The following is a 17,255-nucleotide window of genomic DNA, read 5'->3' as shown; positions in this document are numbered from 1 at the left end:
ACCAGATTTAAAACAAACGAATTATAGATACAACGAAAAAAATGGGAATGATAATAATTTACGGCTTAATTATACTGCTGATTTTGACAATTATTGCTGTACTTATCATTTCTTTTTTTAAAAGAAAAGGTAAGGCTAAAATTGGATTCTTAATTTCATTACCAATACTTTCACTAGTCCTATATTGTCTTTTTATTAATAATTTAGATGAGCTTTTAATTTCTAAATCTGATGTGAAAAATGATCTCAAAAATGCGAAGATAAATTTAAATGAAGATTTTGAAATACTAGAAAATTCAGTGGTTGGATTTCCAGAAAGATTTCAAAAAACAAAACTCAAAATTTCAGATGCTGATTTTTTCCGAATCGTCCTTGAGATTAAAGATGCTTCTGATTTTAAGGAATCTAAAGAAAGTTGGCTTCTGAATCGAGGAAGCGTTCACAATGAAAATACTAACAAAATCATTATTTCCAATTATTGTTGGAATGATAAATTTATAAGGGAAAGCTATTTTAAAAATGGAGAATACGTTGCAATTATTGTTATCGCAAGTTTTGATCCTATTTTGAAAACATTAGAATACGAACGAATAGAAGATTAAAAGTATTGAAAATCAACAGCGGTTTTGCCTGATTGCTATTTCAATAAAATTTAAAAATATCGCAAGTCAGAGACATTTGCCAGCACCAAAATTCTTTAGTAAAAAAGACGAAACATTATTACAAAGCCTCATAAAATAAACCACAACTATCAAACATAAAACTATGGCACTTATCAATCCACATATTAATTTTAATGGCAATGCTCTCGAAGCTTTTGAATTTTACAGAGCTGCATTTGGCGGGGAATTTTCAAAAGTAGTCCGTTTAAAGGATTTAGCCGGTCCGGATTTTCCGGTAGCTCAAAATGATGAAAATAAGATTTTACATATTTCTTTACCTATCGGTAAAAGCAACAGGCTGATTGGAAATGATGTTCCGGATTTTTTAGGAAAAGTAAACGAGAATGAAAACAGAAGCAAAATTTCCATAACTGCAGAAAGCAAAGAAGAAGCAGATAAATTATTTAACAGTCTTTCAGCCGGAGGAGCAATAGAAATGCCGATTGCCGATAGTCCGTGGGGTTCGTATTTCGGGATGTTCAGGGATAAATTTGGTATCGAATGGATAGTAGAATTTGACCCAAATTACAACGGTACTATTTAAGCGAAAAAAAAGCCAAATATTCCTGATTCAAATTAATAATCGAACTCCATTTTAGTTATTAATCCTCAACTTCGTACCTTTGCAGCCTTGGTAAAACCAAAAGCAATAGAAACATGATCGAAGATAAAAACCCACAACGTACCAGTATAGCGCAATTAGGCGAGTTTGGTTTAATTGAACATTTAACCAGACATTTTGATGTAAAACAAGAATCGACCTTAAAAAGTATTGGCGATGACGCAGCTGTCCTTGATTTCAAGGATAAAAAAGTAGTGGTTTCGACCGATTTACTGATTGAAGGCGTACATTTTGATCTGGCATACATGCCATTGAAACATTTGGGATATAAATCTGTAGTGGTAAATGTATCCGACATTTGTGCCATGAATGCCAAACCAACACAAATAACGGTTTCTGTAGCCGTTTCGAACCGCTTCCCACTGGAAGCCTTAGAGGAGTTGTTTGAAGGAATTACACGCGCTGCAAATGAATATAAAGTAGATGTTATTGGCGGTGATACGACCTCATCTCAAAAAGGCCTAATTATCAGCATCACGGCAATTGGCGAAGCTGATGCAGACGAAATTGTGTACCGAAACGGTGCCAAACAAACCGATTTGTTAGTTGTAACCGGAGATATTGGCGCTGCCTATATGGGATTGCAGGTTTTGGAACGCGAAAAACAGGTCTTTCAGGTAAACCCAAACAATCAGCCAGATTTGGATCCTTACACATATCTTGTTGAAAGACAATTAAAACCGGAAGCCCGAAAAGATGTCCGAACTCTTTTACATGCACTGGGAATTAAACCAACCTCAATGATTGACATTTCAGACGGACTTTCATCTGAAATCATTCATTTGTGCAAACAGTCAAAAGTGGGCTGTAATTTATACGAAGATAAATTGCCGCTGGATCCACAGTTTATTTCGACTTGCGAAGAATTTAATATTGACAGCACAACAGTTGCCATTAATGGCGGTGAAGATTATGAATTGCTTTTTACAATCGACATTAATGATTTTGACAAAATAAAAGGAAATCCAAACTTCTCCATAATTGGCCACATGACAGATGAAAGTGAAGGAATTCATCTGGTAACAAGGGCGAATACTAAAATCGCTTTAAAAGCTCGTGGCTGGGATGCCCTGAGTGAGTAATTTTAAAAATTTCAAATAAAAAAATTCCAAATTCCATACAAAATATTGGAATTTGGAATTTTTATTTTTTTGGATTTTACTTTAAAAAAGTCCCTTGTTTTTGGCTTCTTTTACCAAATCATCGTCTGAATCCGTTTTTATTTTGAGGAGCTCTTTAAGTCCTTTTTTTCTTCTTTTTATAGCATTGATAGAAATAGGAATATAATGTGGCATTTCTTCTTCAGAAGTCCCTTTAGACAAATGAAATAAAATCTGTTTATCGAATTCATCAACTTCAATAGCATTATGAAGTGACTGATTGAGCATTTTCTGAACAGACTGACTGTAATATTTATCGCTTTTCATTACTTTATCAAAAGCAAAAAGCAATTCATCAAACGTCAGGTCATTTTTAATAATAAGGCCATTGGGCTGTATGGTACGGATGATGGTTTTAATTTTGAGCAATTCGGTATACATGGTCAGCAGGATAATCTTGCAGTTTGGCATGTATTCCAGGATTAGTTTTGCGATATCCTCTCCTGAAAATATTTCTTTTTCATCATAAGCAGGCATGCTGATGTCTAAAAATGCGATATCGAAAGGAATAGTTTCAGGGTTGGTAATAATTTCATAAGCCGATTTACAATCTTTGGCCTGTGAAATCAAAAATTCATGGGTTTCAGGATTATAACGTGTTATAGCATTTTTATAACCCTCAATAATAAACGGATGGTCGTCTACAATTAAAATATTGCTTGTTTGCTTAAGCGATGGTGTTAAATCAGCTTTCATTATGAATTTTATTTATTTTTTGATCTATTGGTATCTTTACCAAAATAGCAGTTCCTTCCCCCTTTGCCGAGTTTATTTCGACATTTCCGTCACATTCTGCTGTTCTGTAATCAATATTTTGCAGTCCGATCCCTTTTTTGGTTTTATGGGTATTAAACCCTATTCCATCATCAGATATTGATAAAACTAAATAATTGATCTCACTTTTAAATTCAACAGTAATTGTTTTTGCCTTTGCATATTTGTTACAATTCTGAAGTGCTTCCTGAATTATTCTGTATAAATTAATTTTGACGACATTGCTTACCAGGTCCCATTTGATATTCGAATCAATGTTATAAACCAGTCTGGTATTGAATGTATTGATTTGATTTTGAAATAACTTTTCCAGAATCGCAACAAAATTATTAATCAACCCGGATTTTTCTTTGTTCAGATCATGCGAAATTTCCCGTATATCCTGTTCAATCTCTTTTAATTCAAGCAGGTATTTTTTTCTTTTATCAGCAGCAGTTTCTTCATCTAATTTATCAAGGCTGTCTAAACTGATCCTGACACCAAACATTCTTCCTAAAACTCCATCGTGCAGCTCCTGGGCTACTTTTTTCTTTTCCCTGATTCGCATAGTTTCGATTGCGTTTTGCTGCGAAATCATCAAATTATAAATATCTTCGTTTGCAATTTGCTGTTGCTGCTTGAAAAGCAATTCCCTGTTTCTTGCCTGCTGTGTTTTGTAAATGTATAAAAACAAACCTATCAGTGAAAGAACACAAAAAACATACACCAAAGTCCTGTTCTGTATTTCTAAACTCGAATTTTCGCTTTTTATTTCATTGGTTTCATATTCTATTCGGGTAAACTTATCCCCCATTTTACGTTCAGCCATTTGCAGACTGTCATTTATGCGAATATAATCTTCTGAAAATTTTGAAGCTTTTTTGGGATGAATTAAAGATAACTGCTTCAAAGCGGCCAGTACATTACGATAATTTTTAGTGCGTTTTGAAACTATAAGTGCCTGATTTGAATAGTGTAAAGCTTTAGCCGTATCTTTCTTTGCTGCAAAGTACTCAGATAAATGCATTTTACTCGCTGTTATACCTGCTGTCAGCTTCAAACTATCCCTTATTTTGAGTGCCTTGTAAAATAAACCGGGAAGCTCTTTGTTTTGATTTAGTTTAAACTGCGAATACGCTAAATTATCCATAAGAATGGCATACAATTCAGGTTTTTGATTAAAGAGGTTTTTTTCTTTTAATCCTTCCTGAAAATAAAAATTAGCTTTTTTGTAATCGTTAAGGTTTTGATATACGAATCCAAGGTTGTTTAATGACGTTGCTTTTGACTGGAATTCAGCCGGAATGATCTTATCATCTATACTCGCAATCGCTTTATTATGAAATTCAATCGCCTTTTCATACTCGCCTAATTCATTGTATAGAATTCCAAGCAGGTTATAAGCCTCATATAAAATATCATTATTGTTTTTCCCCCTAATGACCCTTAAGGCATTGAAAATAGCCTTCTCACTGCCGTAAAAATCTCCTTCGTTATATTGCAGTAAAGCTTTGCTAAGTCTTGTTTTAGCTAAATTATAATAGTCATTACTTGCTAAATACAGTTTTTCGGCTTTATAATAAAAGGCAAATGCACTGTCTGAAGATGTTTGAGAGCTGTAATAATCCCCTAAATAAATATAAGCTTTAGACATTGAAACCGAATCCTTTGCTTTTTCAGCTTTCTCTAATACAATTTTAACGGTTTTATTATAATTGTTCCAATCCCTCATATTAAAATAACGATTGGCCACCTTAAAAAGATTTACCCTTTTCATTGAATCATCGGGCTGACTCATAATGACTTCAAAAGCTTTTTGATTGTATTTTTGCTTTATCGCGACGGGCAGTTTGTATTCGTTAGCCAATGACAAATACAGATCAAGACTATCTCTGGACTGACTGGACACACGAGTGTTTTCATTTTGCTTTGTACAGCCAATAAAAAATAGAAGTAATATCAGATAGTTTTTTTTCAATTCTGTCTTAAAAATTTACTCAAAAATACAAAACTATACATTAGACATAAAGAAAAAGACCGTCTAATTTAGACGGTCCTTTCTATATTTAAATGAATTACAGCTAATTAATCCACTTTTCTGCTTTGTCCTGCTGACTGATTCCCGTCAATGCTTAGTTTTTGATTTGATAAATCAGAACCCATCATATCCACTTTTCTGCTTTGTCCTGCTGACTGATTTCCATCAATACCAATTGTTGTATTGTTTACTATAACATCATTAGTAGTTTTTGCAGAAGTATTAAAAGAAGTTAATACCATTACTAAAGAAAATAATCCAGTTGTTAAAGCTAATTTTTTCATGATTGTCGAGTTTTATATTGTTATACTTTTTTACTTTTTTATCCCGTTTTGTTCGGAATTCTTTGGTAAAACTAAACAGTAAAGCGCAACAATCACCTAAAAAAAAGGCGTTTATGGTCAATGCTATCCGTTCATTAGTGAATGGATAGCAAATCAGGGCAGATGGTTTTATTTTAAGTTTCTATATAATTTTCATTGGCAAATTCACTAATTATAAAATCAACATTTGCTTTATAAGACTTTGAAAAAGGAAGCTTTATAGTCGTTTTTTTTATATAACATAAGGAGTTCCCTGTATGGATTCTTGAAATATAATTTCTGTTTACGATATAACTATTATGAATCCTGATAAATGGATTTGACAAAACGGTTTCAAAATGTTTTAAGGTTTTAAAAGCCGTAATCATTTCTCCATTTTTCAGATGAATATCAGTCGAATTATTATCAGCCTGAAAATAACAGATTTCATTTGAATCAATATAACGGTGATCGCCATATGATTTTACACATAAAATAAAGGATTTTCGATTTTTATTGATTTGAATTCCCTCTTCCTGATTTTGTTTTTTTTCTTTTGGCTTGAGTTTCTGAACCAGAAGCACTTCATCCTCATTGTATAATTTATTCAATTTATGAATCAACTTTACCAGATCAATTGCTTCAATTGGTTTTAGAAAATAATCATTTACTTCATACTGAATACAGTCAAACGCTAAATCTTTACTTTTTGTTGTGATAATAATTTTTGGCAGCTCTTTTAAATACATTAATAAACCATTAATTAAAGTCAGAGAGAGTCCGCTGGCTTTATCTTTGGGATCAATCTCTAAAAAAACCAGATCAGGCATGTGTTTTAAAATCAGGTTTATACCATCAGTATAATTGTCTGCAGAAGCTATAAAATTCAGCTCTGAAAACTCATTTGCTAGTGTCCTGATTCGTTCAACGCTTGCCGGATCATCATCTAAAATAATGTAGGTGTAATTCATTGCTTTTGGATTAAATTTTGGGGTTAATCTTAAATTTGGAGCTATTTTTTCTTAAAAGAGAACATCTAAAGTTATAAAAAATATTGAAATACCTGTCCACATAAACAAAAACACTTGAGTTAAACGTATAAAAAAATCCCAAACTCCTATTCGGAATTTGGGATTTAATATGTTGAAAATTAAAAAATTACATTTTCATCAACCAGTTTTTCATCGAAACTTCGTTTTCAATAATATCTCTTAATTCAGAAATTTTCACACGATCTTGTTTCATGGTATCCCTATGACGAATTGTTACCGTTTCGTCTTCAATAGTTTGATGATCTACTGTTATACAGAATGGCGTTCCAAGAGCATCTGCTCTTCTGTAACGACGTCCTACAGCATCTTTTTCATCATACGCTACATTGAAATCCCATTTCAAATCTTCAATGATTTTTTTAGAAATTTCTGGTAATCCGTCTTTTTTAACCAGTGGTAAAACTGCTGCTTTTGTTGGGGCTAAAACTGCAGGCAATTTCAGCACTGTTCTTGATGAGCCATCTTCTAAAGTTTCTTCCTGCAATGAAGTTGCAAAAACTGCCAAAAACATACGATCCAGACCTACAGAGGTTTCTACAACATACGGAACATAGTTTTCATTCAGTTCCGGATCAAAATACTGCAGTTTTCTTCCTGAATATTGTTCGTGTGCTTTTAGGTCAAAATCGGTACGGGAATGAATTCCTTCCAATTCTTTAAATCCAAATGGAAAGTTGAATTCAATATCTGCAGCGGCATTAGCGTAGTGCGCTAATTTTTCGTGATCGTGAAAACGGTAATTTTCTTTCCCTAATCCTAAAGACAAATGCCATTTCAAACGTGCTTCTTTCCAGTGGTGGTACCATTGCATTTCTTCTCCCGGACGTACAAAAAACTGCATTTCCATTTGTTCGAATTCACGCATACGGAAAATGAATTGTCTTGCCACAATTTCGTTTCTGAATGCCTTACCGGTTTGTGCAATTCCAAAAGGAACTTTCATACGGCCAGATTTCTGTACATTCAGGAAATTTACAAAAATACCCTGAGCCGTTTCCGGACGCAAATAAAGATCCATTGCAGAATCTGCAGAAGCTCCCAGTTTTGTTCCGAACATCAGGTTAAACTGCTTTACATCTGTCCAGTTTTTAGAACCGGTTTCAGGATCAGCAATCTCCAATTCTTCAATTAAAGCTTTTACATCCTGAAGATCTTCACTCATCCCTTTTGCAAGCCTTGCCAAAATTTCTTTCTTTTTTGAAAGATATTCTACAACACGTGCATTGGTTGTAACAAATTCTTCTTCATTAAAAGCATCTCCAAAACGAGCTTTCGCTTTTTCGATTTCTTTTTGAGCTTTTTGATTTAACTTTTCAGCATAATCTTCAACCAGGACGTCTGCTCTGTATCTTTTTTTGGAATCTTTATTATCAATTAACGGATCATTGAAGGCATCAACGTGGCCTGAAGCTTTCCAGGTTGTTGGATGCATCAATATTGCAGCATCAAGGCCAACAATATTTTCATTCATCTGAACCATTGATTTCCACCAATATTCACGGATATTCTTTTTTAATTCGACGCCATTTTGTGCATAATCATATACAGCACTCAGTCCATCGTACACTTCGCTTGACGGAAAAATAAATCCGTACTCTTTTGCGTGCGAAACCACATTCTTAAATATATCTTCTTGTTTTGCCATAGTGGTGCAAAAATATAAAAAGTGAATTTAAAAAAAAGGAAATCAACTAAGATTGAAACCTTTATTTGAAGTTTTTTATTAATAAATACATTTTTGGACGAATATAAATGAAATTATTCCATTTTTACTTGAATATTATTTCTTTTCAAAGTTAATTATTAGTAACAGACTTTAATTTTTTTATTCAAATCATTATACAATATACACAGAGATTTGTGTGCGAATGAGTTTTTGACTCTTACTTGTTCCCTTCATTTAATAAGTTCTACCAGAATACATTTCTCGCTGGTAATTTAATCGACTGCTAATGTTTTAAATTCATTAATATAATTTGCTTTTTTATAACTCTAAGATTTTTATTTAAGCAGCCTTAAAATTTATCTTCCGGTAAAAGCAATATTCAAAGAATCTCTTAATTTCAATTTGATATTGACTTATTCTAAAGTGCTAAAAATTATAATTTCAACAACTCACTGGAAAACAAATAATTAAATAAAATACTTGAAAAATTATGTTTTTTTTAACAAAAATATTTCCACCCTTTTTGGCATTATTACACTTTTACTTACAATCAAGTAATTACTTCGGTTATTCTTCTAGTACTTTTTTTTGTAAACTGTCGTAGCGAACAAAATACAAAAGGTGTATATGTGATATCTCTTGAAAGCCATACAACTAAATCTATCACATTTCCCGACGACAGCATTTTTGTTTACAAGGAATTGGCTGTTGAAAAAATAATGAGATTAGATGAATTTATTTTCAATGATAAAAGTGATGTAAAAGAATCTGTTGACACATATTATTTTATTGACTTCAAAAAAGGACAATACAAGGATATTGGAAAAAATCTAGAAAAAGATCCTAAAAATATTCCATGGATACAGCTTGCAAAAAAAGAGTTAGGATTTTATTTTCACAATAAATGGCTTGAAAATGAAAGTTATAAAATAACTGACACCATTTACAAAGGAGAAAGAATCAAAAAAGTTATATCTAATAGTAAAACCGGCAAGGGGTATGAGATATTTCTACGCCAGAATGTGACAGAGAATAAAACGTTGGTTTTGTTTGCCGGGATTGAAGACAAGTTTAAAGGAGAAGTCATCAAACTCATAGTTACCTATCCTGAGAATAAAGGATCTATTATTTATACGAAAAAATTCATACCTCTTAAAAGCCACGAAATATTAAGTGCAATGAATAAGTTTCAATGATCTTAAAAAAAACATTATGATTTAAAAAGGCTTTTAAACAATTTATTAAATCAAAATCAATTAAAAAGGTGAGTAAATTGTTCACCTTTTTAATTGTGTTTCAGCGTTAGATTATGAGATTTTACATATCTAACCTGTAGGGTAGGGTAAATAATTTAAAGATGGGCAGTATTATTCATCTCTTTTGAAATATTAAGATATCTAATACCAAAGTGACTCTGAAAACTTTGATATTTTTATTAGTAAAATAGCATGAAGAACCTTTTAAATTATAAATCTCAAACTTGAAATCTTTTCAGCTACTTCCTACGAAATTTTATTGTAAAAATATTTTTATTAAAATTAATATTTTAGTTATATTTATTCAAAAGTCGATAGCGTTTTATCGTCACAACATCAGTCTTTTTTTTATGATATTATTCCTGTTTTTTAACTAAATCATTCAACTGTGCTTAATTACCTTATTAACCTATTTTTTCCTAAAGTTTGTGCCGGCTGCCATTCGCTTTTAATGACAAATGAAAATGTCTTATGTACCAGCTGTCGCCATGAAATGCCTTTGACTCAATACTATTTAGATACAAATAATGAAGCAGTCAAGAAATTTTATGGGAAAATTGACATTGAACATGCATCGGCATTTTTGTATTTCAACAAAAAAGGAATTGTACAGGAGCTGATACACAATCTGAAATACAAAGGATGCGAAGAAATTGGAACAGTCCTGGGAGACTGGTATGTGGAAGATTTAAAAACCATTCAGCCTAAAGTACCTTTTGATGCTGTAATTCCTGTACCACTGCATCGAAAGAAATTTAAGGAAAGGGGCTATAATCAGGTAGCCACTTTTGGGAATGCTTTATCCAAAGGATTGGATATTGCTTATGATGATACTGTTTTATTTCGGAAAAAATATTCTAAAACCCAATCCAAAAAGAATCTTTTGGGAAGATCAGAAGGAATAGAAAACTTATTTGATGTGTATTTTTCAGAAGAAAATCATAACAAACATTTCTTACTGGTTGATGATGTTCTCACAACAGGTGCCACATTAGAAGCCTGCTCACGGGCATTACTCAAAATTCCCGGGACAAAAATCAGTATAGTATGTATGGCAATGGCAAATTCTTAAATTAGTTTATCAGTATCTTTTTGACAATCTTTTTGCTGCCATTAAGGATGGTTACTAAATATAATCCGGCAGATGCTTTTTTTAACTGAATGTTTTGATTAAAATAAGCTCCTTTACCAAAATTTTCATCATATACATTTTGGCCAAGGATATCATGTACTAATACTTCTACATCTTTAGTAGGCTCACATTCGAACTGAACAGTAAAATTACCATTATTTGGATTTGGATATAATGCAAAATCCACACTTTCGAATTCAGAATCATCCAGAGTAAATGTCTGACTGCAAATAGTTACAGATGCCGAATTTATAGTTCCGAAACGTCCCGAAACAGCATCACGAACCTCAAATTTCCATGTCCCCTGAGGATTTTGCCCTTTGAATGCGTTTAAAAATTCTGCAGGCACAACCATCTGACTCGTTGTTTTAGAACAATCTAATTCGGCCCCTGAATCATCGTAATTCAGTGTTAAAGTAGAATTAGTGCTGCCACAATTTTTTTCAAACAATTTTACGACTGTTCCTAATGGACTTACTATTTGAATTTCTAAATCTGAAAACCTTTCGTGTGTTACATTTACAGCGACTTTTACATCAGAAACTATTCCTGTGGAAGCAGGCACATTTACTGTTTTTGTAGTAAAGGAAGATCCAAACGGTATAGTAAAAGAACTTCCGAAACTATAAGAATCGCAAGCCGTTGCTGACGTATAACCTATAGCAAAAGGGCTAGCGTTTAAAGCATAATAAATGTTAGCAACCGGCTCAATTAGCAGCCTGCAATTTGTAGCGGCAATATCCGAAGGTACCGTTATGGTCTGTGAGCCATCATTTGGTGTGTTTGCTTCAAGAATGACAGGAAAAGTCAAACCTCCATCTATAGACAATTTAATATTAACATTGTTGGAACCAGATAATGTATTCGTATTTTTTACATCCCAGTTTATGGTCTGAAAAGAACCTTTTTGCCATCCTATATCGTTGGCATTTTGTGAAGTTACTGCAAACGGACCGACCGCAGTATTTACGGTAACAATCATGTTATCAGTATTAGTCTGAGGTATTGTTAAGGCTGCATTATCTCTTCCTGTAAGTGAAAAATGCAAAGTTCTTGCGACTGACGAAACTGATTCCCAGGTTGTGGTTAACCTGTTTTGAAGTACTGTATTTAAGCTTGGCATATACCTAACAGGGGAATTGTTTGGCGGAAGAGATCGAAATAATGGCCCGTCTGGTTTAGCCGGATAAGCAATACTATTACTTCCGGATGTAGTGGTCGCACTGTCATTTTGCTCCCAGCAATAAGTAACAGTATCGCCATCGGGATCAGAGCCTGTTCCCGTTAAAATAAATGGGGTGTTAAATGGAATGGTATAATCGGAACCTGCACTTACAACCGGCGGATTATTATTGATTGCCGAATTAACCGGGCATGATTTAGTAGCAAGATTATCCTGGATTTGTAAAATACTTGCGTACGCAAAATAATCATCCGAAATATTTTGGATATCATAATCATTTGTTACACCTGCATATCCCATAATAGTCGAACCACTACCCGGTTCTACATTTGTCCCTGTTCCTTCAATTTCATGAGAAAAAGTATGAGTCCCTCCTAACTGATGCCCCATTTCATGTGCTACAAAATCAATATCAAATGTGTCTCCCTGAGGTTTTCCGTCTGAAGGAGAGGTATATGCACTCCCTTTTGCCTGGTCATCTGACGAAGAAACAGGATTATCACATACACAACCTATACAACCTGCATCACCTCCACCACCTGAATGGCCAAATAAATGTCCAATATCATAACCACTGTTGCCAATAACTGTAGTTAATGTTTGCTGAACTTCTAAGTTCCAGGCGCCACTTGCACCCTGCTGTGCGTTAGAATAAGGATCTGTTGATGCATTTGTATAAATAATATCTACATTATTTGGTATTATAGTTAATTGCACAGCTAAATCTTTATTAAAAACAGCATTGACTCTTGTCATAGTGGCATTCATTCCGGCTAATGCGCCTGCTTTTGTACCTCCAAAAAATGCTGTGTATTCTCCTGTACATGATAATGCAAGCCGAAGCGTTTTTAAGGTTTTAGTATTAGATGTCGTTTTTGCTGTTTTATCAGAAGTTTTTTTAGTGGTTTCCCCTTTTGTTTTACAAATCAGCGATTTTGAAGTATCTTTATTTTTAGAGGTAAACAATACATATTCTGACTTATTCTCTGGATTTTGCTCTATAAATTCAGATGCTTTTCCTGAACGGACTACCATAGTCTGAACTCCTATTGGAGCTACACTAAAATGGATTTTTGCAGTTTTATCATCTAATCCCGTACCTGAATAAGCCCTGATTTCAGGATATTGTGCCTGCAATTCCGGATCAAAATTGGAGGATTCCCAAACCATAAATCGTTCTAAAACACCTTCAGCATTTGGAACCGTGATTTCAGAAAAGGCACTTTTTGCCGTTTTGCCTGAATCGGCAATTTTCTGAATTAAAAGATTTTCATTTAGCTTATAATATAGCTTTTCCTGATTAAGAACGTTTCCTGTTTTTTTTGCCGAAACCGAATTCACTTTCTCCCAAAGAACATTGGTTTGCGCATGAACTGTAATACAGAAAAAAATAGAAAGCAGAATTAGTAGCTGTTTTTTCATAATCAAGAGGTTATTTAGAGAATCAAAATTAAATTAATTAAGTCAAATTCTTCCCTATTCTCGACAGATATTTATTTTGGATCGACAAATTACTCCTTTTTCACAAAAACTAAAAGAAACAAATTAAAAATCAATTCAGGTTATTATCAGATTTAAAATAGATAGTATAAATTTGCAGCATCTTAAATAATTTGTTTTGAAGCTCTTTCATTCTATTAACGATTTCCACTCGGCCAAGAAAACCATTTTAACTCTTGGCACTTTTGATGGCGTGCACATTGGTCATAAAAAAATTCTGGAAAGAATTACTCAAAACACTGAAAACGGAAAATATGAAAGTCTGGTACTTACTTTTTTTCCACATCCCCGAATGGTCCTTCAGGAAAAATCAGAGATAAAACTTTTAAATACCATTCAGGAAAAATCTAAACTTCTGGAAGCAACCGGAATTGAAAATCTTGTTATCCATCCGTTTAACGAAAACTTTTCAAGATTAACCGCCGAAGAATTCGTACACTCCATTTTAGTAGAGCAGTTTCATATCCATAAAATAATTATTGGCCATGACCATCGTTTTGGGAGAAACAGAACAGCCAATATTGATAATTTAATCGCTTTTGGAGCTGAATATGGTTTTGAGGTGGAACAAATTTCAGCTCAGGAAATTCAGGATGTTTCGGTAAGTTCAACCAAAATCAGAAAAGCATTGCAGGACGGTAAAATGTCCTTAGCGAATGAATATCTGGGTTATACTTATTTTTTAACCGGCGAAGTTGTAAAAGGAAAACAGCTGGGAAGAACAATTGGTTTTCCAACGGCTAATATTCAGATTGAAGAAGACTACAAACTGATTCCAAAAAATGGTGTTTATGTTGTAAAGACTTTTATTAATGAAAAAGAAGTTTTCGGAATGATGAATATTGGTTTCAATCCAACTGTAAATGGGCAAAAACAAACCATCGAAGTACATCTTTTTGATTTTGATGCTGACATTTATGGGCAAAAACTGGAGATTTCACTACTAAAATACCTTCGGGAAGAACAAAAATTTGGTTCGGTTGATTTGTTAAAAGACCAATTAAATCAGGACAAAAAAACGGCATTAGAATTCATAAGCAAAAGCTAAAAATTCCAATACTATACTTTTCGTTATTTTTAAATCATCGTATTTATTTTTTTAGTAAATTTAATACACTTTACTGAATACCAAATATTTACTATTAATCTCTTTAAAAATAACCATCATGAAATTACCAAAAGAAATTGTCAACGGATCACTAATATTCCTTGGTATAGGCATTTATTTTTTATTGATGAATGTACTAGGTTTAGCCGATTTATTTTATTTACGTACCCTGAATGTGTTGTTTATTTTTTACGGAGTAAACAGAACCATGCAGATGAACCTTCACGAAGGAGAAACTAATTTTGTATCCAATGCTGTTTCAGCTATGGCTACGTCTGTAGTTGGTGTATCGATGAGCGTTTTTGGTCTGTTAGTTTACAGCTATGCAAGAGGCGGAGATGCTTACGTTCAGTCTTTATCTGAGACCTTTATGTTTGGAGGAAATCCTTCAGTACCTACTTATTGCATCTGCTTGTTATTTGAAGGACTTGCGTCTTCAGTTATTGTTACCTTGATGATGATGTTATACTGGAACAACAAATATATAGCCGATTAAATTTTTAAAATATAAAAGGGTTATTAAGCACTCTAAAATCATAAAAAACTACAATTCTATGATTTAGGGTGTTTCTTTTTTGAAAATAACTACCAAATATTCATTTACAGCAATCACCATTGGTTGATTAGAACTATTTAACTACTTTTGAAGCATCAAAAACAATGTATCAATGAGCGTTACAAAACACAACTGGACAAAAGACGAAATAATCGCCATATATAACAAACCTATGATGGACTTGCTGTATGAAGCAGCAACGATTCACAGACAAAAACACGATCCGAACGTAGTTCAGGTATCTACTTTACTTTCTATCAAAACAGGAGGCTGTCCGGAAGATTGCGGGTATTGCCCACAAGCTGCACGTTACAATACAGGCGTTGAAGGAAACGATTTAATGAGTGTGAGTCAGGTGAAAGCTCAGGCTTTACGTGCCAAATCCAGCGGATCATCCCGTGTTTGTATGGGAGCGGCCTGGAGAAATGTAAAAGACGGTGAAGAATTTGATCAGGTTTTAGAAATGGTTCGTACCATCAACAAACTGGATATGGAAGTTTGCTGTACTTTGGGTATGATTACCGAAAATCAGGCGCAGCGTCTGGCAGAAGCAGGATTATATGCTTACAATCACAACTTAGATACTTCTGAAGATTATTATAAAGATGTTATTTCAACACGTGCTTTTGAAGACCGTTTAGAAACAATTGAAAATGTTCGTAAAACTAACGTTACTGTTTGCAGCGGAGGAATTATCGGAATGGGAGAAAGTATCGAAGACAGAGCCGGAATGCTGGTTGCGCTTTCTACTTTAAATCCACAGCCGGAATCAGTGCCGATTAATGCTTTGGTTGCCGTTGAAGGAACTCCTATGGAAGATGAAAAACCGGTAGAAATCTGGGAGATGATCCGAATGGTAGCCACTACCAGAATCGTAATGCCTGAAACGCAGGTACGTTTATCTGCAGGAAGAACCAATATGAGCCGCGAAGGTCAGGCAATGTGTTTCTTTGCAGGAGCCAATTCTATTTTTGCAGGAGATAAATTGCTTACTACTCCAAATCCGGATGTACATGAAGACATGAAAATGTTCGAGTTATTAGGATTAAATCCGCAAAAGCCTTTTACAAAAGTATCTCAGCCTAAAACAGTTGAAGCTGCTGATTCTCAATTTATTCCTCTTGGAGAAAAACCAAAATGGTCAAGACCTGGACACACTATTGAAAGAAATGTTGAACATTCGATAAAGTCAAAAATTTAATCAATAGAGTTAACAAATCTAAATAAATATCCCTAACTTGCTTATAGCTAATACTATAAGCATTTTTTTTTATTTTTAAAACAGATGAAATTAACACAAATAGAAAGGGTAAAGAAAATCTCAAGGTCTGAGTTTATATCCAAATATGTAAAAAATCAAATACCGGTTGTTATTGAACAGTTGACAGAAGACTGGCCAGCCTATCAAAAATGGAAATTGTCCTATATCAAAGAAATAGCAGGCGATAAAATAGTTCCTTTATATGATGACAGACCGGTAAACCACGAAGATGGTTTTAATGAAGCACATACTTCTATGAAGATGAGCGATTATATTGATTTACTTGAAAAAAAACCAACCAATTACCGCATTTTTCTTTACAATTTATTGAAAGATGTTCCTGTCTTAAAAAATGATTTTTTATGGCCGGATATTGGCTTAAAATTAGTCAAGCAAATGCCTATGCTGTTTTTTGGTGGTCAAAATTCCAAAGTGTTTATGCATTTTGATATAGATTATTCCAATATTCTTCATTTCCATTTTCATGGAGAAAAGCAATGCATGATTTTTCCTCCTGATCAGTCAAAATATATGTATAAGGTTCCTCATGCGTTAATTTCGAGGGAAGATATTGATTTTGACAATCCTGATTATGAAAAATTCCCTGCACTGAAAAATGCCCAGGGATACATCACAAACCTGAAACATGGTGAAATGTTATATATGCCTGAAGGTTACTGGCACTACATGAAGTATCTTACACCAGGGTTTTCAATGAGCTTACGCTCTTTTCCTAAAAACATTACCAACTTATCCAAGGCGGCTTATAATGTTTTTATCATGCGCCATTTTGATATTTTGATGCGAAAATTCAAAGGTCAAAAATGGATTGACTATAAAAATGAAAAGGCAATTCAGAATACACATGAAAATCTATTAAAAGAAGCTGTTTAAATCCACTGAAAAAGACGAATTTAAATCTGATTTAATTTATATAATCGGAGTCAAAGACTTTTTAAAAAGGAAAAACCTTTGACTCCATTGTTCTTCTATCTTAATTTTAC

General features: G+C 33.5%; 15 protein-coding genes. 9 read left to right on the top strand and 6 right to left on the bottom strand.

Translation table 11 applies throughout. The features are described from left to right. Window positions 1-47: 47 nt before the first annotated feature. From K8B81_RS13420 to thiL, 3 genes are all read left to right on the top strand, one after another. Window positions 48-602: a hypothetical protein gene (locus K8B81_RS13420; RefSeq protein WP_223682106.1), complete on the top strand. Its 555-nt coding sequence runs from the start codon at window positions 48-50 to the stop codon at window positions 600-602. A gap of 163 nt (window positions 603-765) precedes the next feature. Next, window positions 766-1,206: a VOC family protein gene (locus K8B81_RS13415; RefSeq protein ID WP_223682105.1), complete on the top strand. Its 441-nt coding sequence runs from the start codon at window positions 766-768 to the stop codon at window positions 1,204-1,206. A 113-nt stretch (window positions 1,207-1,319) separates the two neighbouring features. Then, a complete protein-coding gene (gene thiL, locus K8B81_RS13410) occupies window positions 1,320-2,366 on the top strand; it encodes a thiamine-phosphate kinase (protein WP_223682104.1) in 1,047 nt (348 codons plus the stop codon). A gap of 81 nt (window positions 2,367-2,447) precedes the next feature. Here the strand turns inward: thiL and K8B81_RS13405 are convergent, their stop codons facing one another. From K8B81_RS13405 to K8B81_RS13385, 5 genes are all read right to left on the bottom strand, one after another. Beyond that, window positions 2,448-3,140, bottom strand: coding sequence for a response regulator (locus tag K8B81_RS13405; protein ID WP_223682103.1), 693 nt, complete (start codon window positions 3,138-3,140; stop codon window positions 2,448-2,450). Then, a complete protein-coding gene (locus K8B81_RS13400; RefSeq protein WP_223682102.1) occupies window positions 3,130-5,175 on the bottom strand; it encodes an ATP-binding protein in 2,046 nt (681 codons plus the stop codon). Before K8B81_RS13400 ends, K8B81_RS13405 begins: the two co-directional genes overlap by 11 nt. 107 nt (window positions 5,176-5,282) lie before the next feature. Beyond that, window positions 5,283-5,519, bottom strand: a complete 237-nt coding sequence (locus tag K8B81_RS13395; protein WP_223682101.1) for a hypothetical protein — start codon at window positions 5,517-5,519, stop codon at window positions 5,283-5,285. A 173-nt stretch (window positions 5,520-5,692) separates the two neighbouring features. Then, window positions 5,693-6,508 carry a LytR/AlgR family response regulator transcription factor gene (locus tag K8B81_RS13390; RefSeq protein WP_223682100.1) on the bottom strand — a complete coding sequence of 272 codons (816 nt, stop codon included), beginning with the start codon at window positions 6,506-6,508 and terminating at the stop codon, window positions 5,693-5,695. A gap of 187 nt (window positions 6,509-6,695) precedes the next feature. Continuing rightward, window positions 6,696-8,234: a glycine--tRNA ligase gene (locus K8B81_RS13385; protein WP_223682099.1), complete on the bottom strand. Its 1,539-nt coding sequence runs from the start codon at window positions 8,232-8,234 to the stop codon at window positions 6,696-6,698. A gap of 650 nt (window positions 8,235-8,884) precedes the next feature. Between K8B81_RS13385 and K8B81_RS13380 the strand changes: the two genes are divergently transcribed. Further along, complete coding sequence (locus K8B81_RS13380; RefSeq protein ID WP_223682098.1) at window positions 8,885-9,451, top strand: hypothetical protein; 567 nt, start codon at window positions 8,885-8,887, stop codon at window positions 9,449-9,451. 448 nt (window positions 9,452-9,899) lie between these two features. Continuing rightward, window positions 9,900-10,583: a ComF family protein gene (locus K8B81_RS13375; RefSeq protein ID WP_223682097.1), complete on the top strand. Its 684-nt coding sequence runs from the start codon at window positions 9,900-9,902 to the stop codon at window positions 10,581-10,583. Window position 10,584: 1 nt separating this feature from the next. On the opposite strand, the gene K8B81_RS13370 is transcribed toward K8B81_RS13375, so the two are convergent. Further along, on the bottom strand, window positions 10,585-13,248 hold the full coding sequence (locus K8B81_RS13370; protein WP_223682096.1) for a zinc-dependent metalloprotease: 2,664 nt from the start codon (window positions 13,246-13,248) through the stop codon (window positions 10,585-10,587). Between the two features lie 196 nt (window positions 13,249-13,444). On the opposite strand from K8B81_RS13370, the gene K8B81_RS13365 reads away from it, so the two are divergent. The 4 genes from K8B81_RS13365 to K8B81_RS13350 all read left to right on the top strand — a co-directional run bounded on the left by K8B81_RS13365 (window position 13,445) and on the right by K8B81_RS13350 (window position 17,145). Further along, window positions 13,445-14,374: a bifunctional riboflavin kinase/FAD synthetase gene (locus K8B81_RS13365; protein ID WP_223682095.1), complete on the top strand. Its 930-nt coding sequence runs from the start codon at window positions 13,445-13,447 to the stop codon at window positions 14,372-14,374. Between the two features lie 118 nt (window positions 14,375-14,492). Next, on the top strand, window positions 14,493-14,930 hold the full coding sequence (locus K8B81_RS13360) for a hypothetical protein (protein WP_223682094.1): 438 nt from the start codon (window positions 14,493-14,495) through the stop codon (window positions 14,928-14,930). Between the two features lie 172 nt (window positions 14,931-15,102). Further along, window positions 15,103-16,191, top strand: a complete 1,089-nt coding sequence (gene bioB / locus K8B81_RS13355) for a biotin synthase BioB (RefSeq protein ID WP_223682093.1) — start codon at window positions 15,103-15,105, stop codon at window positions 16,189-16,191. Between the two features lie 84 nt (window positions 16,192-16,275). After that, window positions 16,276-17,145 carry a cupin-like domain-containing protein gene (locus tag K8B81_RS13350; protein ID WP_223682092.1) on the top strand — a complete coding sequence of 290 codons (870 nt, stop codon included), beginning with the start codon at window positions 16,276-16,278 and terminating at the stop codon, window positions 17,143-17,145. The last annotated feature ends 110 nt before the right edge of the window (window positions 17,146-17,255 follow it).

This window comes from Flavobacterium hibisci (genome assembly GCF_020026925.1).
GTDB lineage: Bacteria > Bacteroidota > Bacteroidia > Flavobacteriales > Flavobacteriaceae > Flavobacterium > Flavobacterium hibisci.
The sequence above is the reverse complement of the archived record's forward strand: the minus strand, read 5'-3'. Positions and strand labels throughout refer to the sequence as shown.